The organism is Marinimicrobium sp. C2-29 (assembly GCF_038419845.1).
Lineage (GTDB): Bacteria > Pseudomonadota > Gammaproteobacteria > Pseudomonadales > Cellvibrionaceae > Marinimicrobium.
In genome coordinates, this window is the sequence record NZ_JBCAQT010000014.1 from 1 (window position 1) to 24,176 (window position 24,176).

The 24,176-nt window shown below is 59.2% G+C and carries 19 protein-coding genes; 7 read left to right on the forward strand and 12 right to left on the reverse strand.

Going from position 1 to position 24,176, the window contains the following annotated elements; genetic code table 11:
- Window positions 1-92: 92 nt before the first annotated feature.
- The 3 genes from typA to thiI all read right to left on the reverse strand — a co-directional run bounded on the left by typA (window position 93) and on the right by thiI (window position 4,002).
- Entirely contained in the window at window positions 93-1,916 is a 1,824-nt protein-coding gene (gene typA, locus AAE484_RS13795) for a translational GTPase TypA (RefSeq protein WP_341938992.1), read from the reverse strand.
- Window positions 1,917-2,047: 131 nt separating this feature from the next.
- Entirely contained in the window at window positions 2,048-2,506 is a 459-nt protein-coding gene (locus tag AAE484_RS13800) for a hypothetical protein (protein WP_341938993.1), read from the reverse strand.
- 38 nt (window positions 2,507-2,544) lie between these two features.
- On the reverse strand, window positions 2,545-4,002 hold the full coding sequence (gene thiI, locus AAE484_RS13805) for a tRNA uracil 4-sulfurtransferase ThiI (RefSeq protein ID WP_341938994.1): 1,458 nt from the start codon (window positions 4,000-4,002) through the stop codon (window positions 2,545-2,547).
- 399 nt (window positions 4,003-4,401) lie between these two features.
- Between thiI and glnA the strand changes: the two genes are divergently transcribed.
- From glnA to AAE484_RS13835, 6 genes are all read left to right on the forward strand, one after another.
- The gene (gene glnA, locus AAE484_RS13810) at window positions 4,402-5,808 is read left to right on the forward strand and encodes a glutamate--ammonia ligase (protein ID WP_341938995.1); all 1,407 of its coding nucleotides are present in this window, start codon (window positions 4,402-4,404) and stop codon (window positions 5,806-5,808) included.
- A 152-nt stretch (window positions 5,809-5,960) separates the two neighbouring features.
- On the forward strand, window positions 5,961-6,506 hold the full coding sequence (locus tag AAE484_RS13815) for a DUF4124 domain-containing protein (RefSeq protein ID WP_341938996.1): 546 nt from the start codon (window positions 5,961-5,963) through the stop codon (window positions 6,504-6,506).
- A gap of 270 nt (window positions 6,507-6,776) precedes the next feature.
- A complete protein-coding gene (gene glnL / locus AAE484_RS13820) occupies window positions 6,777-7,850 on the forward strand; it encodes a nitrogen regulation protein NR(II) (protein WP_341938997.1) in 1,074 nt (357 codons plus the stop codon).
- Window positions 7,837-9,258, forward strand: coding sequence for a nitrogen regulation protein NR(I) (gene glnG, locus AAE484_RS13825; protein ID WP_341938998.1), 1,422 nt, complete (start codon window positions 7,837-7,839; stop codon window positions 9,256-9,258). The genes glnL and glnG overlap by 14 nt, the downstream gene beginning before the upstream one ends.
- 472 nt (window positions 9,259-9,730) lie before the next feature.
- Window positions 9,731-10,990 (forward strand): 6-phosphofructokinase, encoded by a 1,260-nt coding sequence (locus AAE484_RS13830; protein ID WP_341938999.1) that lies wholly within the window; start codon window positions 9,731-9,733, stop codon window positions 10,988-10,990.
- 165 nt (window positions 10,991-11,155) lie between these two features.
- Window positions 11,156-12,208 (forward strand): class I fructose-bisphosphate aldolase, encoded by a 1,053-nt coding sequence (locus AAE484_RS13835; protein WP_341939000.1) that lies wholly within the window; start codon window positions 11,156-11,158, stop codon window positions 12,206-12,208.
- Between the two features lie 134 nt (window positions 12,209-12,342).
- Here AAE484_RS13835 and AAE484_RS13840 read toward each other — a convergent pair whose 3' ends face one another.
- Both AAE484_RS13840 and AAE484_RS13845 read right to left on the reverse strand, forming a co-directional pair.
- Entirely contained in the window at window positions 12,343-13,446 is a 1,104-nt protein-coding gene (locus AAE484_RS13840; protein ID WP_341939001.1) for a pectinesterase family protein, read from the reverse strand.
- Between the two features lie 65 nt (window positions 13,447-13,511).
- Window positions 13,512-14,987, reverse strand: coding sequence for a mannitol dehydrogenase family protein (locus AAE484_RS13845; protein WP_341939002.1), 1,476 nt, complete (start codon window positions 14,985-14,987; stop codon window positions 13,512-13,514).
- A 268-nt stretch (window positions 14,988-15,255) separates the two neighbouring features.
- Between AAE484_RS13845 and AAE484_RS13850 the strand changes: the two genes are divergently transcribed.
- Entirely contained in the window at window positions 15,256-16,191 is a 936-nt protein-coding gene (locus AAE484_RS13850) for a sugar kinase (protein ID WP_341939003.1), read from the forward strand.
- 45 nt (window positions 16,192-16,236) lie between these two features.
- Here the strand turns inward: AAE484_RS13850 and AAE484_RS13855 are convergent, their stop codons facing one another.
- From AAE484_RS13855 to AAE484_RS13885, 7 genes are all read right to left on the reverse strand, one after another.
- Window positions 16,237-17,538: a TRAP transporter large permease gene (locus AAE484_RS13855; protein ID WP_341939004.1), complete on the reverse strand. Its 1,302-nt coding sequence runs from the start codon at window positions 17,536-17,538 to the stop codon at window positions 16,237-16,239.
- Between the two features lie 39 nt (window positions 17,539-17,577).
- Window positions 17,578-18,063, reverse strand: a complete 486-nt coding sequence (locus AAE484_RS13860; protein ID WP_341939005.1) for a TRAP transporter small permease — start codon at window positions 18,061-18,063, stop codon at window positions 17,578-17,580.
- A gap of 27 nt (window positions 18,064-18,090) precedes the next feature.
- Window positions 18,091-18,981 (reverse strand): TRAP transporter substrate-binding protein, encoded by an 891-nt coding sequence (locus AAE484_RS13865; RefSeq protein WP_341939112.1) that lies wholly within the window; start codon window positions 18,979-18,981, stop codon window positions 18,091-18,093.
- A gap of 264 nt (window positions 18,982-19,245) precedes the next feature.
- Window positions 19,246-20,652, reverse strand: coding sequence for an NAD(P)(+) transhydrogenase (Re/Si-specific) subunit beta (locus tag AAE484_RS13870; protein ID WP_341939006.1), 1,407 nt, complete (start codon window positions 20,650-20,652; stop codon window positions 19,246-19,248).
- Between the two features lie 12 nt (window positions 20,653-20,664).
- Complete coding sequence (locus tag AAE484_RS13875) at window positions 20,665-20,949, reverse strand: NAD(P) transhydrogenase subunit alpha (protein WP_341939007.1); 285 nt, start codon at window positions 20,947-20,949, stop codon at window positions 20,665-20,667.
- Between the two features lie 11 nt (window positions 20,950-20,960).
- Window positions 20,961-22,112 carry a Re/Si-specific NAD(P)(+) transhydrogenase subunit alpha gene (locus AAE484_RS13880; protein ID WP_341939008.1) on the reverse strand — a complete coding sequence of 384 codons (1,152 nt, stop codon included), beginning with the start codon at window positions 22,110-22,112 and terminating at the stop codon, window positions 20,961-20,963.
- Between the two features lie 249 nt (window positions 22,113-22,361).
- The gene (locus AAE484_RS13885; protein ID WP_341939009.1) at window positions 22,362-23,882 is read right to left on the reverse strand and encodes a UxaA family hydrolase; all 1,521 of its coding nucleotides are present in this window, start codon (window positions 23,880-23,882) and stop codon (window positions 22,362-22,364) included.
- Between the last annotated feature and the right edge of the window lie 294 nt (window positions 23,883-24,176).

The window sequence follows — 24,176 nt, forward strand, 5'->3', positions numbered from 1 at the left end:
CGTCAGCCAACCTGTCCCTGACATCGACACTGAGACCTTGCAAACGGGGAGGAGACCATATACGTGGTAAGCGAAGCGCACCCGCCGGCACTTTACTTCTTAGCGCGCTTGCGCTCGTTTTCGGTCAGGTGCTTCTTGCGCAGGCGGATGCTCTGCGGGGTCACTTCCACCAGCTCATCGTCCTCGATGAATTCCAGCGCCTGCTCCAGGGTGTGGCGCACGGGTGGTGACAGGTTCAGGTTCTCATCGGTGCCGGAGGCGCGCACGTTGGTCAGCTGCTTGGCCTTGGTGGGGTTGACCACCAGGTCGTTGTTGCGCGAGTGCAGACCGACGATCTGGCCTTCGTACACATCCACGCCGGAATCGACGAACAGCCGGCCGCGATCCTGCAGGGGGAAGAGACCGTAGGCCAGGGTTTTGCCCTTGACCATGGACACCAGCACGCCGTTCTGGCGCTTGTGATCTTCACCGGCTTTGACCGGACCGTAGTGGTCGAACACGCTGGTCATGATGCCCGAACCGGAGGTCAGGGTCAGGAACATGCCGCGGAAGCCGATCAGGCCGCGTGAGGGAATCATGAACTCGAGCTTGACCCGGCCCTTGCCGTCCGGCTCCATGTTGGTCATCTCGGCCTTGCGCAGACCCAGTTCTTCCATCACGGCGCCCTGGTGCTGCTCTTCCACATCGATCACCACCTGCTCGAACGGCTCCTCGATCTTGCCGTCGACTTCGCGCTGGATCACTTCCGGGCGGGACACGCCCAGCTCGAAGCCTTCCCGACGCATATTCTCGATCAGGACCGACAGGTGCAGCTCGCCCCGGCCGGAGACAATGAACTTGTCCGGGCTGTCGCCCTGGCGCACACGCAGCGCCACGTTGTGAATCAGCTCCTGATCCAGACGCTCGCGGATGTTGCGCGAGGTGACGAACTTGCCTTCCTTACCCGCGAAAGGTGAATCGTTGACCTGGAAGGTCATGCTCACGGTGGGCTCGTCCACGGACAGGGGCACCATGGCCTCCACGTGTTCCGGGCTGCAGAGGGTATCGGAGATGCCCAGGTTGGGGATGCCGGTGATGCACACGATCTCGCCGGCAATCGCCCGGCTGGTATCCACGCGCTCCAGGCCGTGATAGCCCATTACCTGCAGTACCTTGGCTTTGCGCTCTTTGCCCTCGGCGTCCACCACCACGACCTGCTGGTTGGGCTTGAGGCTGCCGCGGGTGATGCGGCCCAGGCCGATCACGCCCACGTAGCTGTTGAAGTCCAGTGCCGAGATCTGCATCTGGAAGTGCCCTTCAATGTCGACATCCGGCGGTGACACCTTGTCGACAATCAGCTGCAGCAGCGGGGTCATGTCCTCTGCCAGATCGTCCGCGTCCATACCGGCCACGCCATTCAAGGCCGAGGCGTAAATAATGGGGAAGTCCAGCTGTTCGTCGGTGGCGCCCAGGCGGTCAAACAGGTCGAACACCTGATCCACGGCCCAGTCCGGACGGGCGCCGGGGCGGTCGACCTTGTTGACCACCACGATGGGCTTGAGGCCCTTCTCAAAGGCCTTGCTGGTCACAAAACGGGTCTGGGGCATGGGGCCGTCCACGGCGTCCACCAGCAGCAGTACCGAGTCCACCATGGACAGGACGCGCTCGACTTCGCCGCCGAAATCGGCGTGGCCGGGGGTGTCGACGATGTTGATGCGGTGCTCGCCCCACTTGATGGCGGTGTTTTTCGCCAGAATGGTAATGCCGCGCTCTTTTTCCTGATCATTGGAGTCCATGATCCGCTCAGCGCCTTCGCTGCGTCGGTCCAGGGTGCCGGATTGGGACAGCAGCTTGTCTACCAGGGTGGTTTTGCCGTGGTCGACGTGGGCGATAATGGCGATGTTGCGCAAATTCTGAATAGCGGATTGATCGGTCATGAATGCTCTCGGAGGGATTTAGCTAAGAAAAGGCGGGCATTATACTCACGTAACGGCGCTACAGAAACGAAAAAGACGAGAAAAACCGATAAAAAAGCGGAAAAAACCGGGATTTCTTTCGCCGAACTCGTCTAGATGCCAAAAAGCCCCTGGTTTTCCTCCCCCGGAGCGATGAACTGCTCGCCGTCTTTGGCGTACTGAAACAGCTCGATTTCGAAGCGGTCGATGGCGGTAAAGCAATTGATGAAGGTATCGAGCGCCACCCCCTCACGTTGGCGGTTGGGGTAAATCTGCGCTTCCAGAAAGATCTTGTACTGCTCGTCCGCCGCATCAAAGCGGCTGGAGAAGGTGTCCACGCGCATCACTTTCAGGCGCCGGCCAAACACCTCGCGGGCCCGTGCCTGACACAGGGCGCGGGCGTCGGACTGGGTGACATGCTGATATCGCGCCGGCTCGGCCTCGCGCTCATCGCTCCAGAAGGCCAGAGGGGTGCCCGAAACATAGAGCGTTGAGCCCACGGACAGGCCCACCAGGGCCAGAATCAATGCGATCAGACCCAGTTTCTGCCCTGTCGAGTAACCGCGAGACATAGCCTCTCCTGGGTGACGCCTGTCACCTGGGTTAAGTATCACTTGGGTAAATAAACGCCCACATTCGCATGACCGGCATCGGCCAGGTGCGCCGCGTGCAGCTGGCTCATCACGCCCTTACCACAGTAGAGCAAATAGCGCCGGTCCGGGTCCAGCTTCGGAAACTGGGTGTTCAGCCGGAAAAAGGGGATCTTGACCAACTGTGGCTCCGGCAGCGCCAGGGGCTTGAGGCTCTCCTCATCCGGGTGGCGGATATCAATGACCACCGCGCCCTCGGCCACCTCGCTCTCCACCGGCACATTCAAGTCGTCATCGGGCGCTTTTTCCGCCAACTCCTGAATATTGGCCACTTTCTGCGCGGCCACCGCCTGCTTGAGCACCTCAAAGTCGAACTTGGTCTCCTGATGCTCCACCCGATGCAGCTTCGCCGCTGTGGTCGGCTTCACGGAAATCACGCCGCAGTACTCGGGCACATTGGCGGAGAAGGTCTCGGTACCGATCCGACGCGAGAGTTTGATGATGTCGCTCTTGTCCATGGCGATCAACGGGCGCATCACCAGGGTATCGGTCACCCGGTCGATGGCACTGAGGTTGGGAATGGTCTGGCTGGACACCTGAGCCACACTGTCGCCGGTCACCAGGGCCGGCACCTCCAGAGACTCGGCCACTTCAGTGGCGGCGCGCAGCATCATGCGCTTGAGCACGACCCCCATGTAGGCGTTGTCCACCTTTTCCAGAATCTCGGACACCACGCCCTCAAAGGGCACAGTGACGAACTTAATCCGGTGCGAGGCTCCATACTTCTGCCACAGATAATAGGACACCTCCTTCACCGCCATCTCATGGGCGCGGCCGCCGAGGTTGAAAAAGCAGAAGTGGGTCAGCATGCCGCGTTTCATGGTCAGGTAGCTGGCGACAATGGAGTCGAACCCGCCCGAGACCAGCGAGAGCACCGCATCCGGTCCACCCAGCGGATAGCCGCCCAGGCCCCGGTGCTGATGCTCAACCACATAGAGGGTCTCGCGCTTGACCTCAAGGCGCACGGTAATGTCCGGGTGGCGCAGGCTGACGCCGGCGGCCTCGGTCCGCTCCAGCAGGCCGCCGCCCACGTAGCGTTCGATATCCCCGGATTTGAAATCATGTTTGCCGCTGCGCTTGGCGCGCACACAGAACGTCTTGCCGGCCAGCGCCGGGCCCCAGTGATCCAGGGTCCGCGCCAGGATCTCGTCCAGATCACCCAGCGGGTAGGCGTGCACCAGCGCGTAGGCGTCAATGCCGGGCGTCCGCCCCAGGACATCCGCCACCTGTTCGGCGAGACCGGAATCGGCCCCGGGCGCGATCACCTCGACTTTCTCCCAGTCGCGCTTTACCGTAATCTCCTCGGAGAGCGGTTCAAGCAGACGCCGTAAATTAGTGCGCAGCTGTTTGATGAACCGCTTGCGCACCGGCGGACTTTTGATGATGATCTCGGGAAAAACCTTGACGATAAAATGCATGAACGCCTACTGTTGTGCCGGTGCCTTGAGGTAAGCTCCCCCCAGTGCACAGAAAAGCCGTGCATTATAGAGCAAGGGAGAAACGCAGACAAAAGGCGATTTTGAAAGGCGCGCACCAGATAGGTGCACACCCTTCTGATCTTGCACTCTATTGGTGCAACTGAAACGCCAATTTGGTGCACCTACTCAGCGGACGCCCCTGGAGAGCCAGCGACAAGCCCTGTAGACGCGGGTCCCGGCGGCCCCCAAAAAGTATGGCATGCATCTTGCCCTATTTTTGCCCATAGACGTTCGCCCCCCGAAAATCAGCACCCGGTGGCAGCGGACGGCAAAACAAGGTTTAATGCAAAGGTTTTAATATCCGTAGCCCACGGGCTATTCACAACTTGGAGGCATTCAATGTCTAAAAAAACTCTGGACATGATCAAAGAGAACGAAGCGCGCTGGGTCGACATGCGTTTCACGGACACTCGCGGTAAAGAGCAGCACGTGACCATTCCCGCCAAAGACATCGACGAAGATTTCTTTGAAGAGGGCAAGATGTTTGACGGCTCCTCCATCAATGGCTGGAAAGGCATCAACGACTCCGACATGATCCTGATGCCGGACGATGAAACCGCCGTCATGGACCCCTTCTCCGACAGCCCCACTGTCATCGTGCGCTGCAACATCGTTGAGCCCATGACCATGCAGGGCTACGACCGCGATCCGCGCTCCATCGGCCTGCGCGCTGAAGAGTATCTGAAGTCTACCGGCCTGGGTGACACCGCCCTGTTCGGTCCGGAGCCCGAGTTCTTCGTTTTCGATAGCGTACAGTGGAACGCTACCATGGGCGGCGCTTTCTACAAGATCAACTCCGAAGAAGCGGCCTGGTCTTCCAGCGAACACTACGAAGGTGCCAACACCGGCCACCGTCCGGGCGTCAAGGGCGGCTACTTCCCGGTACCCCCGGTCGACTCCCTGAACGACCTGCGCGGCTCCATGTGCGACGCCATGGAAGCCATGGGCCTGGAAATTGAAGTACACCACCACGAAGTGGCCACGGCCGGTCAGTGTGAAATCGGCGTTGGCGCCAACACCCTGGTCAAGAAGGCGGACGAAGTACAGATCCTCAAGTACTGCGTACACAACGTCGCTCACGCCTTTGGTCAGACCGCCACTTTCATGCCCAAGCCGCTGATCGGCGATAACGGCTCCGGCATGCACGTGCACCAGTCCTTCACCAAGAACGGCAAAAACCAGTTCGCAGGCGACGGCTATGCCGGCATGAGTGAAACCGCCCTGTTCTACATCGGCGGCATCATCAAGCACGCCCGCGCACTGAACGCCTTCTGTAACGCCTCCACCAACTCCTACAAGCGTCTGGTGCCGGGCTTTGAAGCACCGGTCATGCTGGCCTACTCTGCCCGCAACCGTTCGGCCTCCATCCGGATTCCGTACGTGAACAGCGACAAGGCCCGTCGGATCGAGACCCGCTTCCCCGACCCCACCGCCAACCCCTACCTGGCGTTTGCGGCACTGCTGATGGCCGGCCTGGACGGCGTGCAGAACAAGATTCACCCCGGCGATCCCGCCGACAAGAACCTGTACGACCTGCCGCCGGAAGAAGGCAAGGCGATCCCGACCGTGGCCTCCAGCCTGGAAATGGCTCTGGATGCTCTGGACGAGGACCGCGACTTCCTCAAAGCGGGCGGCGTATTCACTGACGACGTGATCGATGCCTTCATTGAACTTAAGCGCGAAGAAATCGAGCGTCTGCAGATGACTCCGCACCCGGTAGAGTTTGAACTCTACTATAGTGTTTAAGTACGCCGCAGGCGCTAGTGCTTAGACGCTGATTCAGCCTCCGGCCCCTTCGGGGCGCCGGTTGCCGACAAAAAGCCCGTTCAGGCAACTGAACGGGCTTTTGCTTTTGTGGGTCTAAGAGTACTGTAGGGGAAATACTTGAGGAGGTCGCCATGCGCTACCTGTTGCTGGTCATCGGTCTGTTTGCCCTCTGCTCCGGCGCGGTCAACGCCCAGAGCATCTACAAAACCGTGGATGAACAGGGGCGGGTGTCCTACTCGGACAAACCGCCGGCCAACCGCAATGCGCAGAGCGAAGAGGAGCAGGCCGAGCTCCCTCCGGTGAACGCCATTCCCGAGCAGCCCATCGAGCGGAGGGGGGAGCCGTCTCGGCGCGATCGCGATGCCCAGACGCCGGACTACCAGGTCAGGGTCCTCAATCCCATCCCCGAGAGCAGTGTGCCGCCCGGCCAACGCGACCTGAGTATCGTGGCCACCCTGAACCAGAGCCTCGAGCCGGAGCACGAGCTGGTGTACTACATGGACGGGGAACGCCTCGCGCAAACCCGGAAGCGCCAGTTCCTGGTGCAACAAATCTACCGCGGCAGCCACATCATCACGGTGCAGGTTGTGGACGGCGATGGCCGGGTGCTGGCCCGATCAGAGCCAGTGACAGTGCACGTTCACCGCCCGAGTGTGATCAATCGCCCGGGGTCCTGAGCCCTAGTGTGCTGTAACACCCTAGATCGCGCACTGAATAAAGGCACCCCGTCCGCCCGCTGACACCATGGGCACCATTTTGGTGCACTCCCATTCAGACTCGCCTACACTATTGCCGGGAAACGCCCAAAAACGGCGCTTTTTGCCCCTATGCAACTTGGATTGCTTTTTGCATAGACCATCCTACAGACCATCGCGAAGATCCGCCGTCTGCCTCGCATGACGCCGAGCGACGGGCTTTCGCCGATATCAGACCGGGAGCACCACTCAGTGACGTCAGGGGATATTCATAAGCCACTTCTGGACAGCCTCAGCACGGCCATCATTCTGGTGGACAGGGACCTGCGTCTGCGCCACATGAACCCCTCGGCCGAGGCCCTTCTGGCCATCAGCTGCGAGCGGACCCTGAACGAACCCTTCACCCAGTTTTTCTACGAATCCGTGGAAACGCCCAAGCAACTGACGCTGGCCGCCCGGGAAGCCAACCACTACACCAAGCGCCACGCCGAGTGGCAGTTGCTTACCGGCGGGCAGATCACCGTGGACTACACCGTGACCCCCTTCGGAGAGGATTCGGGCCTGGTGATCGAAGTCCAACCGATTGACCGTCTGCTGCGCATCAGCCGCGAGGAGATGCTCACCTCTTCACAGGAAACCACGCGCAATCTGGTGCGGGGCATGGCCCACGAAATCAAAAACCCGCTGGGCGGGATTCGGGGTGCGGCGCAACTGCTGGCACGGGAGCTGCCCGACAGTGACCTGCAGGAATACACCGGCGTCATCATTGATGAGGCCGACCGTCTACGCAACCTGGTGGACCGTATGCTCGGTCCCAATCAGTTGCCCCAACTGCAATCGCTGAACATTCACGAGGTGCTCGAGCGGGTATCGACCATCATCAAGGCCGAGAGCAGCGGCACCGTGGCCATCCAGCGGGATTACGACCCCAGTATTCCCGACCTGGAAGCCGACAAGGAGCAGCTGATCCAGGCACTGCTGAATATCGCCCGCAATGCCATGCAGGCCATGATGGAGCACCGGACCGAACACCCGCACCTGCGTCTGAAAACGCGGGTGCAGCGCCGTCACACCATCGGGCGTCGACATCACCCGCTGGTGTGCCGGGTCGACATCGAAGACAACGGCCCGGGCATACCGGACGACATCATCAAGAACATTTTTTATCCCATGATTTCCGGCCGCGCCGACGGGACCGGACTGGGCCTGACCATATCCCAGCACCTGATTCACCAACATCAGGGGCTGATTGAGTGCCACAGCGAGCCGGGCAAGACCCGTTTCTCGCTCTATCTACCAATGGAACCACAGCATGCAGAAGTCTAATCGAGTTTGGATCATCGACGACGACCGGTCGATCCGCTGGGTACTGGAAAAGGCCCTGGTGGGCGCCGGTATCGAAGCCCGCTCTTTTGACTCGGGCGACAGCGCCGTCACTCAGCTTGAGCGCGAAGTGCCCGATGCCATCATCAGCGACATCCGTATGCCGGGCATTGACGGGCTGGCGCTGCTGAGCGACCTCCACGCCCAGCATCCGGACGTGCCGATCATCATCATGACGGCCCATTCCGATCTGGACAGCGCGGTGGCCGCCTACCAGGGGGGCGCATTCGAATACCTGCCCAAGCCCTTTGATGTGGACGAGGCGGTCGCGGTCACCCAGCGCGCCCTGGCTCACGCCGAGGAGCAGAAAACCGAGAGCGGCGCGGCGGTCCCGGTGGAGGTGAACACCGAGATCATCGGCGAGGCACCGGCAATGCAGGAAGTATTCCGGGCCATTGGCCGGCTCGCTCAATCCAATATCACCGTGCTGATCAATGGCCAGTCGGGCACCGGTAAAGAGTTGGTGGCCCACGCGCTGCACCGGCACAGCCCAAGGCGCAATGAACCCTTCATCGCGCTGAACATGGCCGCCATCCCCAAAGATCTGATGGAGTCCGAGCTGTTCGGCCACGAAAAGGGCGCCTTTACCGGCGCCGCGGCCCAGCGCCAGGGGCGTTTCGAGCAGGCCAACGGCGGCACCCTGTTTCTGGATGAGATCGGTGATATGCCCTCTGAAACCCAGACGCGCCTGCTGCGTGTTCTGGCCGATGGCGAGTTCTACCGTGTAGGCGGGCACACACCGGTGAAAGTCGATGTACGTATCATCGCCGCTACCCACCAAAACCTCGAAGCACTGGTCACCGACGGACGCTTCCGCGAGGATCTGTTTCACCGACTGAACGTCATCCGGATTCATATTCCCAAGCTGGCCGACCGGCGTGAGGATATCCCCAAGCTGTCACAGTTTTTCCTTCAGAAAGCGGCCAACGAACTGGATGTGGATACCAAAGTTCTGCTGCCGGAAACCGAAGACTTTTTCTGCTCCCTGTCCTGGCCCGGCAATGTACGCCAGCTGGAAAACACCTGCCGCTGGATCACCGTCATGGCCTCGGGACGGGAAGTGCATGTAGAGGACCTTCCCCCCGAGCTGTTGAGCAACAAGGAAGAAACCGCGACCGGCGACGACTGGGAAAAAGCGCTGCGCCACTGGGCCGACCAGGCACTGGCACGCGGCCATCATCAGTTGTTGAGCGAAGCCGTTCCGACATTTGAGCGCGCCCTTATTGAAACGGCTCTGAAGTATACGGCCGGGCGCAAACGCGACGCCGCCAACCTGCTCGGCTGGGGCCGCAACACCCTCACCCGAAAACTGAAAGAACTGGACATGGCCGGCAGCGACGAAGCCGAATAGCATTGAAGCGACATCATTGAAAAGGAATGTTGATGGTGTCGCCTACTTATCATATTTATGTAACCGGCCAGCATTTTTTCGCCTCTTAAAGCTTCATGACTGAAAGACCGTTACATACTTTTTTATGGCATTTACGATCCAATGATTGTTGTATCCTCCCATGCCTGTGCTAAAATCCTCGCCCCCTAAAAAAACAGTTCCCACAAAACATAGTGACACCCGGCAATGAATCGGACGCTCAAACAACGAATTGAGCGCTATACTGAAAAGACAAGGTTCGGACAGCACGCCCAGAAAACGCAAAGACGTTCGGCGTTCTGTCATACAAAAGAACCCTTCTCTGGGTGAGAGCAGAGAAAAAACGAAAGACGAGAGAGAGACGAGAGCGCTACCCGCCACCAGATCCCGGCCATCCCGAAAAGGGCGGAATCTGACGGTAGCGGCAAAAAAGCATCAACCAAAGGACACGCTTGTGCCACACAACGCCTTTTATGCGCAATCCGGCGGTGTTACCGCTGTGATCAATGCGTCCGCCGCCGGCGTGATCGCCGAAGCCAAAGCACACCCCGAGACCATCGGTACCCTTTACGCCGGGCGCGATGGGATTGTCGGCGCACTGACCGAAGAGCTCATCGATATCAGCACCGAATCCGAGAGCGATCTCGCCGCGCTGCTGCACACCCCTTCCGGCGCCTTCGGCTCCTGCCGCTACAAACTGAAGTCCCTGGACGAACACAGGGCGCAGTACGAGCGACTGATCGAAGTGTTCAAAGCGCACGACATCCGTTACTTTTTTTACAACGGCGGCGGCGACTCCCAGGATACGGCCAACAAGGTCTCGCAGCTGTCGGAGAAAATGGGCTTTCCCATTACCTGCATCGGCATCCCCAAAACGATGGACAATGATCTGCCCATCACCGACTGCAGCCCGGGCTTCGGCTCGGTGGCCAAGTACGCGGCCGTGTCCATGCTCGAAGCCTCCTTCGACGTGGCCTCCATGCAACGCACCTCTACCAAGGTGTTTGTGATGGAAGTGATGGGTCGCCACGCCGGCTGGGTGGCGGCGGCAACCGGTCTGGCACGGGATGAACGGGGTCTGGGACCGGATATCATTCTGTTTCCCGAAGTACACCTGAATCAGGAGCGCTTTTTACAGAAAGTGGACGAGGCCGTGGCCGAGCGCGGCTTCTGCATGATTGCCGTTTCCGAAGGGGCCAAGGACGCCGAGGGCGAGTTCCTGTCCAGCAGTGGCAACGTGGATGCCTTTGGCCATGCCCAGCTCGGCGGCGTCGCCCCGGCGGTGGTGGAGATGATCAAACAGCACGGCGGCTACAAATGCCACTGGGCCGTGTGTGACTATCTTCAGCGGGCCGCCCGCCACATCAGCTCACAGACCGATGTGGACCAAGCCGAGGCTGTGGGCCGGGCCGCGGTGCGCTTTGCCGTGGAAGGACACAACGCTGTGATGCCCGTCATTGTGCGCCGCTCCGACAACCCCTACCAGTGGGATATCGACAAGGCCCCTCTGGCCGAGGTGGCCAACGTGGAAAAGGGCCTGCCCCGAAACTTCATCAGTGAAGACGGCTTTCATATCACCCAGGCGGCGCGGGATTACCTGACGCCGCTGATCGAGGGCGAAGCCTACCCACCCTATCAGGGCGGATTGCCCGATTACCGACCCTTAAAAAAATCTGTCGTGCCCAAAAAACTGCCGGCGTTCGATCAACTGTAGATTCCGGAATCTTCGGGAGAAGTGTTGTCAGCGGTGAGGGTGAGAGCTCACCGACCGACACACTTCCTGCAATCCCGATACTGACGGAACCGACAGTCACATCAGCGCCAACAAAGCAGACGGCACAAACAGTGACACCATCAACCAACAGAGAGACAAAAGACCATGGACAATATCACCAAACTTCTGGGTGAAGAGGCGGACAGCCTGCTTACCCATCGCTGTGAAAAAATCACCCAACAACAGTTGACCCTGCCGGGCCCGGATTACGTCAGTGACGTTTTCAGCCAGACGGATCGGCCCATTCCGGTTCTGCGCAACTATCAGGCGCTGATGAATCATGGGCGTCTAGGGGGAACCGGCTACCTGTCGATCCTGCCGGTCGATCAGGGCATCGAACATTCCGCCGGCGCCTCCTTTGCGCCCAACCCGATTTACTTCGACCCCAAGAACATTGTCGAGCTGGCGATGGAGGGCGGGTGTAATGCCGTCGCTTCGACTCTGGGCGCACTGGGCTCTGTCGCCCGGCGGTACGCCCACAAGATTCCCTTTGTGGTCAAGCTCAACCACAACGATGCCCTGATTTACCCGACCAGCTATGACCAGTCCCTGTTCGGTCAGGTCAAGCAGGCCCATGACATGGGCGCCATTGCGGTGGGTGCCACCATCTACTTTGGCTCGGAGGGCTCACGCCGCCAGGTCCAGGAAATCAGCGCCGCCTTCGAACAGGCTCACGAACTGGGCATGACCACCATTCTGTGGACTTACCTGCGCAACAACGAGTTCAAGGGGAGCGAGAATGATTTCCACACCGCCGCGGATCTGACCGGCCAGGCCAATCACCTGGGCGTGACCATCAAGGCGGATATCATCAAACAGAAAATGGCCGAGAACAACGGCGGTTTCAACGCGGTGAAAGTGGGCAAGACCCACCCCAAAGTGTACAGCGACCTGTGCAGCGATCACCCCATTGACCTGGTTCGCTACCAGATTGCCAACTGCTATATGGGACGCATCGGCCTGATCAACTCCGGGGGCGCCGCCACCGGTGACGATGATATGGCTCAGGCCGTGCGCACCGCCGTGATCAACAAGCGCGCGGGCGGCATGGGTCTTATCTCCGGACGCAAGGCCTTCCAGCGCCCCATGGGTGATGGCATCGAGTTGCTCAACACCATTCAGGATGTGTATCTGTCAAAGGATGTGACCATCGCCTAAGCGATGCGTGGTGGGTGGTGGGCGGAGCCCACCCTACGGGAATCCGACGAATAAACGGTGGGCGGAGCCCACCCTACGAATGGATGGGCGGAGCCACCCGTATTGTAGGGTGGGCTCCGCCCACCACCCACCTTTCATTCTCCCGGCTGCCAATCCCCGAGAATATTGTCCAGCGTATAGCGGGCCACCTCTTCCTCATTCAAACGCCGACGCTTATCGTGCTCATGGGCACCCGGCCCTTCGCTGCCGTATTCAAAGAAACGCGAATCTTCGGGATAAAACCACGTCTTTCCCTCTCCGTCTTTTGCCGTGCCGCCCATGCGCGCCCAGCCTTGCTCGCTAATATGGGCATCCATAAAGCAATCAATGAACACGGCTTTGCCAATCGCATCGGGATCGGCATAGCGCCCGTCAGCAAAGGTGGTTGTCGGATGCCAGGGTCGCCCCAGGGCGGTCGAATTATCGGGCACGCCCTCTTCCCGTGTCAGCTCACAGTTGATGAAGGTAAAACCAAACTCCGAGTCAATATCCGTCGAGGGCGCCGTCAGGTAGCCGTGGGTTTCGTGTTCTCGTCCACGGGCCCGGGTGACAATCTCCGAGTCGGTAAACAGCGCATTGCCCGGCCCAAAAATGAAATCGACGCTGCCGGCCACGCGGACCTTGTCAAACCAGGCCCGTTCGCTTTTCACATAGAGGGTGTCCTGGTGGCCCAGAAGCTGGATGTCGCGGGCCAGTATCCGATCACTGCCCTCGTCCAGATACAGGGCAACGGCCTGACTGCCGGAACGCATGGCGGGATCGTCTTTGTCCAGCGCATCATTGGCGACAAAATCAAAACTGTTCTCGACCGTCAAGGCGTGAAACTGAACATCGGTGGCAACCACTCTGATCGTGTAGGAGCCGGAGGTGCCGACGTTACCTCCACGGCCATCATCACGCCCGGCATAGTCGTCGTAATGAATCCGTGTGGCGTCCTGACCTTCACCGATCAGGTGCAGATGCGGCTTGTCGATGACCAGCTTTTCCTTGTAGTCGCCGGCGCGGATCAGGATCCTGTAGGGCTCGGAAGCATCGCCCGGCGCCGCATCCAGCGCCGCCTGAACGGTGGCAAACACTTTCACATCCCCGAAGGTCCGCTCCCGCGCATCAACCACGGCCTGAACATCCCGCCCCGATTGGCCACAACCGCTCACTGTCAGCAGCCCGGCGATGAACGTCAATACAAGAGCCCGGAACATGGCATTCTCTCTCATTGTTTGTGGTGTTGGCGCCGGGCCGGGCCCGGCGACACGACGATGGCTGTTCAGCCGAAGTGTTTGCGCACCGTGGCCCGAACGCCGTCCTGGTAAAAGGCTTCAAGCCAGCGCGTTGTGGTATCGACAAACGCGGTCTCTTTGATCAGGTCCGGACCAAACACATCCTTGATGCCCACCACCGCCTTGACCATGGCGGCGGGATCACCCTTGGCCGAGTCGCAGGCCTGACGCAGTGTATCCGCGAGCGGGTCGGACACCTCAATCGGCTCGCCCTTCTCATCGACCCCGGAGACATACCGGATCCAGGCCGCAACGCCCAGACAGATGATATCGATATGACCCTGACCCTTGAGCTGTTCACGCAGCGTCTGCAACAGTCGCTGGGGCAGCTTCTGCGAGCCGTCCATGGCAATCTGCCAGGTACGGTGCTTCAGAGCCTTGTTGCGGAAGCGGTCACGCAGCTGTTCTTTGTAAAACTCAACATCAAAACCCTCTGGCGCCGTGACCGTTTCTCCGGCTTCCCGGGCGTGGAACGTTTCCACCATCTTGACGAAGGCCGGTTCGGCCATCACTTCACTGACATAATCAAATCCGGCCATATAGCCCGAGTACGCCAGTGTGGAGTGGGCGCCGTTGAGCAGGCGCAGTTTGATCTTCTCGAAAATTTCCACATCGTCCACAAGCTGGGCACCCACTTTCTCCCAGGCCGGACGGCCATCCGCAAACTTGTCTTCGATCACCCACTGGGTAAAGGGCTCGGTGAGCACAACACCCTCATCTCGCAACCCCAGACGCTTTTCCAGGTGCTCGCGATCCTCATCGGTGGTTGCCGGCACGATCCGGTCAATCATGGTGCAGGGGAAGGTGGTATTGTCGGCAATCCATTGTGCCAACTCGGGGGAAACCTGTGCGGCAAACTGATGCACGGCCTTTTCCAGCACCTTGCCGTTGTCGGGCAGGTTATCGCAACTCATGGCGGTAAAGCTGTTGACGCCTGCCTGCCTGCGCGCATTCAGGGCGGCCACCAGATAGCCAACCGCCGAGCGCGGAGCATCGAGGTTGTTGAGATCGTGCTGAATATCCGGATTTTCCATATTGAGGTTACCGGTAGCCGGATCATGACAGTAGCCTTTCTCGGTAACGGTCATGGAGACGATCTTGATCGCCGGGTCGGCCATCACTTTCACCAACGCTGCCGGATCTTCCGGGCCGACCATCACAAATTTTACGGCACCGATCACCTGACACTTTTCGTCGTTGCTGGAGCGCTCGACAACGGTATAGAGACCATCCTGAGGCTCCAGCTGTGCGCGCACATTGGCCGATCGAAGACTGCAACCGACAATGCCCCAGTCCCCACCAAATTCGTTCAGAACCGCTTCGGTATAAAACGCCTGGTGCGCCCGATGAAAGGCGCCGATTCCCAGGTGAACAATGCCGGGCTTGAGCTGACCGCGATCATAGGCGGGAAGCGTCACATCGCTCGGCAGCTGCTTTAGGGTTTCACTGTTTAATCGATTCATAATGTCACTCTTTTCTCAGGTTGATTTCAGATTTTTGTTTTTATCGTTTTATCGCTACAAAGATTGATACGTTCAAGTTTACCAGCCCAAAAGGCACTTCGACAGGTCGCACCCCACGTGTATATTGGCAATAAGCGGCACGCAATGGTATATTTTCCTGACGGCCGCTACGGTTTTATTAACAACAATAATTGTGACACCGACTTCGGCACCTTGACTCTCATCCTTGTTCAGTGGCCGCTTACCATCAACCAACGGGCAACTTTTTATGGCACATATAGCAGCAATTGGCGAAGTCATGGTAGAGCTCGCGCCCTACCCCACGTCTCCTGAAGACAGGCGCGAAATCAAGGCGCTGTCTTACGCCGGCGACACTTATAACACTTCCGTCTATATGGCGCGCCTGGGGTTAAAAACCGATTACGCCACCTTGCTCGGGGATGACCCCTACAGCGAACAGATCATTGAGCGCATGAACGAAGAAGGCATCGGTACCGGCATGATCGAGCGCCTTCCCGGTCGCTCCCCGGGGCTCTACATTATCCGCAACTCACCGGACGGCGAACGGGAGTTTTTCTACTGGCGCAACGAAGCGCCCGCGCGCGAACTCTTCTCCGACCCCAATGCCAGCGTGCGCCTCTATCAGCAGCTGCAGCAGTGCGACTGTGTGTACCTGAGCGGTATCACCCTCGCGATCATGACCGAAGAGGCTCGGGCCAACCTGCTCAGCTGCCTGGCAAAACTGCGCCAGAAGGGCGTCACCGTTGCGTTTGACAGCAACTACCGGCCGCGACTCTGGAGCGATGCAAAAGCGGCACAAAAAGCCATGAGTGCACTGCTCAAAGAGGTCGACATCGCCCTGCTGACACTGGACGATGAAGAACTGCTCTGGGGTGACGACAGTGTCGATGGCTGTAAGCGTCGCTACCCCCAGATCGCCGAGCTGGTACTCAAGCGCGGTGCCGAGGAGACCATCCTGATCATCAATGGCCACGAGAGCCGGGTACCGGTTCCCAAGGTGGACAACGTGGTCGACACAACCGGTGCCGGCGATACTTTCAACGCCGGCTATCTCGCCGCCAGGCTCGAAGGGGCCACCCCGGAAGAGTCCGCCAAAAACGGGACCCGTTGCGCCCGGGTGGTCATCCAGCACCGCGGCGGCGTGATTGACAAGGCCCTGTTCGACGCCGAAGTCCAGCAGTAGTTGAAACCGAGGCGCCTGTTCGGGCGCCTCTCAACCACCTCCTTCCTATTCGTACAGCCCAAACAGCCGCGGCAGCGCCTCACTGAAGGCAGGCACGAAAGTGACCAGCATCAGCACGACAAACATGGCCGCGTACATGGGCAACAGCGGTTTGAATATTTTGGCGATGGTGGTCTTGGCAATGCCGCAGCCCACAAAGAGCACACTCCCCACCGGCGGCGTACACAAGCCGATACACAGGTTCAGAACGATCATGATGCCGAAGTGCAGGGGTGACATACCCAACTCGGTCACCACCGGTAAAAAGATCGGGGTGAAGATCAGCACCGCCGGTGTCATGTCCATGAAGATCCCCACAACCAACAGAATGAAGTTGATGGTAAGCAGGATCACATAGGGATTGTCACTGAGCGCGATCAGAGCACTACTGATGGCCTGCGGAATATTCTCGTAGGACATGACCCAGGACATGGCCGAAGAGGTGCCGATCAAGAGCATGACGATGGCGGTGGTTTCGACCGATTTGATCAGAATGCTGGGAAGCTCTTTGACTTTCACTTCCCGGTAGAACAGCACCGACAGAATGAGCGAATAGAGCACCGCGATCACACTGGCCTCGGTGGCGGTAAAGTAGCCTGCCACAATGCCGCCGATCACAATAATGATCAGCAATAAGCTCGGAATGGCGTCGATGGTCTTTCTGATACTCTCACGCAGAGGAATGCGATCGCCCACCGGGTAGCCTTTGATTTTGGCCCAGATACCGCACACCACCATCAGACCGAGCATCAACAACAGTCCGGGTATATAGCCGGCGATGAACAGCGCTGCAATGGAGACACCACCACTGGCCAGTGAGTAAACAATCAGCACGTTGCTGGGCGGAATCAACAGGCCACTGGTAGAAGCGGTGACCGTCACCGCGGCACTGAAACCGCGGTCATAACCTTCTTTGGTCATAGCGGGCACCATAAAGCCACCCACTGCCGAGGTGGCGGCCACGGCCGAACCGGAGATGGCACCGAAGAGGGTACAACTGATGACGTTCACAAATGCCAGGCCGCCGGGCAGCATGCCGAAAAACACCTTGGCAAACTCAATCAGTCGATGGGCGATACCGCCCCGCCCCATCAGGATCCCCGAGAGTATGAAAAACGGAATGGCGAGCAGCGCAAAGCTGTTGATCCCCCCGGCCATGCGCTGTGCCACGGTCATCATAGCGGGTTCGAAATCGATGGTGAACAGCATGGTCAGCAGTGTCGAAACACCAATGCTGATCGCAATGGGGACGTTGAGTGCCAGCAGAATCACAAAGCTGAGTACCAGCACCAGAATTGAAATTTCCATAAATGTGCCTCTTTATAGTTTTAACCCGGAGCCGGTTGATTACGCGACAGGCAGATCATCGTCATGCTCGGGCATCTTTCCCTGCAGAATATGATCGACAGCGAACAGGCAGATCAGAATGCCACTGAGCGGAATCACGGTATAGATATACCCCATGGGGACCTGCAGGGCCGGCGACAGCTGCTGCAGATCCAGTGTCAGAGCCACCAGCTTGGAGCCACCAAACACCATGACCACAGCGGCAAACGCAAAGCAGATCACGTTGACGGCTACTTCGGTGCGCCACTTCGCCTTGGGCGGCAGAGCTTCGGTCAGCAGGTCCAGCCCCAGGTGAGCTCTGACGCGGAAGGCATAGGCCGCCCCCAGCAGACCAATCCACACCAGCAGAAAGCGGGCAATCTCTTCGGTCAAGGAGCTGGGCGCGGACAGGACAAAGCGGGTAATCACCTGCCAGGTCACATCGAGGACCATCACGGCCATCAGGACCATCAACACCCAGCCCAACACCTGGTCGATTGTTTTCATTACGGTTTTCATCATTTCTCTCCCGGGCTACATGCTTTTAATGTCTTGCAAGAGGTCATACACCGGATCATCCCGATACGATTCATGCATGGGTTCAACCCGCTCCATAAACGGCTCTTTATCCGGATAGATGACCTCCACGCCGGCTTTCTGGACTTCCTCGAGCGCATGTTCGGTCGCCTCGGCCCAGAGTTTTTTCTGGTACTTGACCGACTCGTCCATCGCCTGCTGCAGCCAGTCCTGCTGCTGCTCATCGAGTCTGTTCCAGACATAGGCGCTGATCAGCACCACGTCGGGCACATAGGTGTGCTCGTTGATGGTGTAGTAATTACTCACCTCATAGTGCTTGGAAATAAAGAAACTGGGAGGATTGTTTTCCGCTCCGTCCACCACGCCCTGAGACAGCGCGGTGTAGAGTTCACCCCAGGACACCGGCGTGGGCGAACCGCCCATTGCACGCACCATCTGCATGGACGTCTGGCTTTCCTGCACCCGGATCTTCAGGCCGGACAGGTCCTCGGGTTTATTGATCGGCGTATCGACGGTATAAAAGCTGCGGCTGCCGGCGTCGTAATAGCCCAGCCCGCGAAGCCCCACCGACTCGCCCGCCTGCAGCATCTCAACGCCTTTGTCGCTTTCGAGGAACTCCCAGAAGTGGTCATGACTGCGGAACACGTAGGGGATACTGAAGATTTTCATACTCGGCACAAAGCTTTCCATGGGGCTGGCCGAGACTTTGGTCATGGCCAGACTGCCAATCTGCAGCAACTCGATCAGCTCCCGTTCGGACCCCAGTTGGCCGTTGGAATACACCTGCAGCTCGACCGTGCCATCGGACAGTTCATCCAGTCGCTCCGACATGTGAACCATGGCCTTGTGCACGGGCGTGCTCTGGTCCAGGTCATGGCCCATTTTCATGTGAATCACGTCTTTTTTCACCACCTCGTCCACTGCATCGCATCCGGCCAACAGCAGTACCGAGAGGAAACCGCCGGCCAGCAGCCCTGAGCGAGGCAAGGTGAACAGCCTTGAGCGGCCGTGGGTAAACAGCATGGATATTTGCATAATCAGGCTCTCACTTATTGTCGTATAGACCATAATACAGGGCGCTCCCCGCTCTCTCAACACGGAGACCGTCCTGTGTCTGCGCGCTGGACGACCGGACTCAACTCAACCGCTCGGTCAATCCAGGTTGCGCATGATGGTTTCCACCATTTTCTTGGCATCACCGAACAACATCATGGTGTTGTCGCGGTAGAACACTTCGTTCTGCACCCCGGCATAACCCGAGGCCATGCTGCGCTTGACGAACAGAACCGTCTTGGCTTTTTCCACATCCAGAATTGGCATGCCGTAGATGGGACTGGTCGGATCGGTTTTGGCCGAGGGGTTGGTCACATCGTTGGCGCCGATCACAAAGGCCACATCGGTGGTCTGGAATTCACTGTTGATGTCTTCCAGCTCAAACACCTCATCATAGGGCACGTTGGCTTCGGCCAGCAGCACGTTCATGTGCCCGGGCATCCGGCCCGCCACCGGGTGGATGGCGTACTTGACGGTGACGCCGGCCTGCTTGAGCTCATCACACATTTCGCGCAGGGCGTGCTGAGCCTGGGCCACGGCCATGCCATAGCCCGGCACGATGATCACTGAGCCGGCATTTTTCATGATGAAGGCGGCATCTTCCGCGCTGCCCCGCTTGACCGGACGGTCGTCCGGGGCGCCCGCCGGACCACCGGCATCACTGTCACCCCCGAAGCCACCGAGGATCACATTGAAGAAGGAGCGGTTCATCCCCTTGCACATAATGTAGGAGAGGATGGCACCGGAGGAACCGACCAGCGCACCGGTCACGATCAGCGCGTCGTTCTTGAGCGTAAAGCCGATGCCGGCCGCCGCCCAACCAGAGTAGGAGTTCAGCATGGACACCACCACCGGCATGTCGGCGCCACCAATCGGGATGATGATCAGCACCCCGATCACAAACGCCAGTGCCGTCATGGTCCAGAAGATCCAGGGCTGCTGATCAATGCAGAAGTACACCAGCAGCGCCAGAATCGCCAGCCCGAACAGGGCGTTCAGATAGTGCTGACCGCCGAAGGACACCGGCGCGCCGGAGACCAGCCCCTGCAATTTGGTAAACGCGATGATCGAACCGGAAAAAGTGATCGCACCGATCACCACACCCAGCCCCATTTCAATGCGGCTGGCCACGTAGATATCGCCGGCGGCAGCCACCAGACCAAAGGCTTCCGGGTTGGTAAAGGCGGCGCCGGCCACCAGCACGGCGGCCATACCCACCAGGCTGTGGAAGGCGGCGACCAGTTGCGGCATGGCGGTCATGGCGATGCGCCTGGCGATGGTGATACCGATGACGGCACCGATGACCAGGGCCGCCACAATCCACTGGTAGGACTGTACCTCCGGGCTGAAGACCGTGGTCACCACGGCGATCAGCATACCAAGCATGCCGAAGTAGTTACCGGGCCGGGAGGTTTCCGGCGAAGAAAGCCCCCGCAGCGCCATGATGAACAGGACGGCGGCGACCAGGTAGGCGAGCGATGTCAGATTAGCGTGTAGTTCAGTCATAAGTTCCCCCGGTTACTTCTTCTTTTTATACATGGCGAGCATGCGGTGAGTGACCGTGAAGCCACCGAATATATTGATGGCCGCCAGAGTCATGGCGACAAACCCGAGCGCTTTGGACAGGGTCATGCTCTCGGGCCCGGCGGCAATCAGCGCGCCCACAATAATCACGCTGGAAATGGCGTTGGTAACCGCCATCAACGGCGTGTGCAGTGCCGGGGTGACACTCCAGACAACGTAGTAACCGACAAATATGGCGAGAACAAAAATAGACAACTGCTGGATGAAATTGGCTTCCATGGTAACCCCCTTTACTGTTCGCGGAATGCGGAGTGCACAACCTGACCGTCGCGCGTGAGCACACTGGCGGCGACGATTTCATCCTCCCAGTCGACCTTGAGCGACTGGCTCTCGGCATCCACCAGAGGAGTCAGATAGTTGAGCAGGTTCTTGGCGAACAGCGAACTGGCATCCGCCGACAGACGGCTGGGGATATTGAAGTGCCCGATGATGGACACTCCGTTCACTTCCACCACTTCGCCGGGTTTGGACAGGGTGCAGTTACCGCCCTGCTCCGCCGCCAGATCGACGATCACCGAGCCGGGACGCATGCTGTGCACCATCTCGTCGTTGATCAGAGTGGGGGCCTTGCGCCCGGGAATCAGCGCGGTGCAGATGGCAATATCCTGCTTCTTCAGGGTCTCGGCCACCAGCTCCGCCTGCCGGCGCTTGTAGTCTTCGCTCATCTCCTTGGCGTAGCCGCCGCTGGTTTCAGCGCCCTCGGTCTCGTCGCTTTCCACCATGACAAATTTGCCGCCCAGGCTCTCCACCTGCTCTTTGGCCACAGGCCGGACATCCGTGGCCGAGACAATGGCGCCCAGGCGCTTGGCGGTGGCAATGGCCTGCAGGCCCGCTACCCCGGCACCCAGCACCAACACCCGGGCCGGGGCGATAGTACCGGCGGCGGTCATCATCATGGGCATGGCGCGATCGTACACATAGGCGGCTTCAAGCACCGCGCGGTAGCCGGCCAGGTTACTCTGGGAACTGAGGATATCCATGCTCTGGGCGCGGGTGATACGCGGCACCAGTTCCATGGCAATCGCCGTCACGCCGGCTTCGGCGTAACGTTTGATGGCATCGGGATCGGAGTAAGGAGAGAGGCCGGCAATAAGCAGGGCGCCCTTTTTCATGGGGGCGAGCTCATCCGGCTGACCATTATCGCCCAGCAGGGGGCGCTGGACCTTGAAGACAATATCGGCGTCGCCGAGCAGTTCGCCCAGATCGCTGACCAGCGTCGCCCCGGCCGCCTCATAGGCTTCATCGGTAATGCGACTGGACAGGCCGGCGCCGGTTTCGACGGCGACCTCAGCGCCCAGAGCGATCAACTTTTTGACCGTATCGGGGGTCGCGGCCACACGTCGCTCGTGCTCGCGACGCTCTTTGGGTATCGCAACTTTCATAAAACGTCTCCCTCAAGTGATGGACATCATTAACCATAGCCGTTTTTCCAGCATTTTGGGGCTTTTTGGCGGAACGATGTCCTAACAGACGCAGCGCCCGAAGGGTTCGGGGCCTCGTTTTTTGTTTTTCAGAGTCAGCCGGGGTGCGTCGAGCGCAATCGGGCATGGGGTCTCTCACCTCCCCACACCACGGCCACTGGCTGGTCCGTTTTTTCTATACTGGTTCGTTTTTCTGTTCTGGCGCGGCGGTTAGACGACCGCGCCGATTTTCCAGGGGTTGAATTCATTATCGCCGTACCCGAGCATTTCGCTCTTGGTCTGCTCCCCCGAGGCGGCGGCGAGCACCTGCCGGAAAATATCCTCGGCACACTCCTGCAGCGTATACTCGCCATCCAGGATGCCACCGCAGTTAATATCAATGTCTTCCTGCATCCGCTGGTACAGGTCCGTGCTGCTGGCCAACTTCAGGCTGGGCGCGGGTTTGAAGCCAAAAGCCGAACCGCGCCCCGTGGTAAAGCATACCACGTTGGCACCGGAAGCGACCTGCCCGGTGACCGACACCGGGTCAAACCCGGGGCTGTCCATAAACACCAGGCCCTTGGTTTTCACCTCCTCACCGTACAGGCAGACATCTACCATCTCGGTGGAGCCGCTCTTGGCCTGGGCGCCCAGAGACTTCTCCATGATGGTCGTCAGCCCGCCGGCCTTGTTACCCGGCGAGGGGTTATTGTCCAGCTCAAAATCATTGCGAGCGGTGTAATCCTGCCACCAGTCGATACGATCAAGCAACTTCTGGGCGATTTCCGGTGTTTTCGAACGCTGGGTCAAGAGGTGCTCGGCACCGAATATCTCGGGAGTCTCCGAATAAATGACGGTGCCACCGTGGCGAATCAGAATATCGCCCGCGGCCCCCAGTGCCGGGTTGGCGGTAATACCGGAAAAGCCGTCGGAGCCGCCGCACTGAACCGCGAGCGTCAGCTCGCTGGCCGGCACGGTTTCGCGGTGATGGCTGTTGACGTTGGGCAACATGGCGCGCAACGCCTCAATACCCTTTTCAATCGAGCGCCGAGTGCCGCCCACTTCCTGAATAGTGTAGGCCTGGAAGGTATCAGTATCGCCCAGGCCACTCTCTTCCATCACGCGCCGAACCTGCATGGTTTCACAGCCCAGGCCCACCATCAGGATGCCGCCGAAGTTGGGATGCCGGGCATAGCCGTCGAAGGTCCGGCGCAGGGTTTCGTACCCCTCGCCATCGGAGCGCATGCCACAGCCGGTCTCGTGGGTGAACGCCACCACGCCATCAATTTGCGGGTAATCATCCAACTCACCGGAAAAGGTGAAATGCTGGGCAATGGCTTTGGCCACGGTCGCCGAACAGTTCACGGTGGTGAGGATACCAATATAGTTGCGGGTGCCCACCTTGCCATTGGCACGGCGAAACCCCTCGAATGTGGCGCGCTCGGCCTCGGGGACAAACTCGGTGGGACGGGCATGGCGGCAGAAACCGTAATCCTTTTCCGACTCGCCCATGACACAGTTGTGACTGTGGACGTGCTCGCCCGCGCGAATCGCCTGAGCGGCAAAACCGATGGTCTGGCCGTACTTATAGATGGGCTGGCCTTGCGGAATGTCCACCAGCGCCACTTTATGCATGGCCGGGATGTCATCGATCAGCGTCAGCGCCGGTTCGATCAGAGCCGTGTTGGCAGGCAGACCCGCCTTGCACACGCCGACGTTGTCACGTTCGTGCAGATGAATGATGTTCGCCAAAATAAATACACCCAAGATTGGAGTCTCGCCCGCCCTGCCCGGGCAACGACGAGAAGTAAAAGACACGGGTAGAGTCACCGTGGGGCCGGAAAAAAACAGGCGCCTTGCGGCGCCTGAAAAATCGGCAATGGTATTCGGTCAATACCGGGATCAAATTTAGCACCATCGCTGTGCCGGTCGCAACTGCGGGCAAGGTCGGACGCGGGACAACACTTCGGCTTATTTGCACAAAACCGCGGTTGACAGCGTTGTCACCTCCCCGCAATCCACCCCTCTGCTGCTCTGACAACGCTG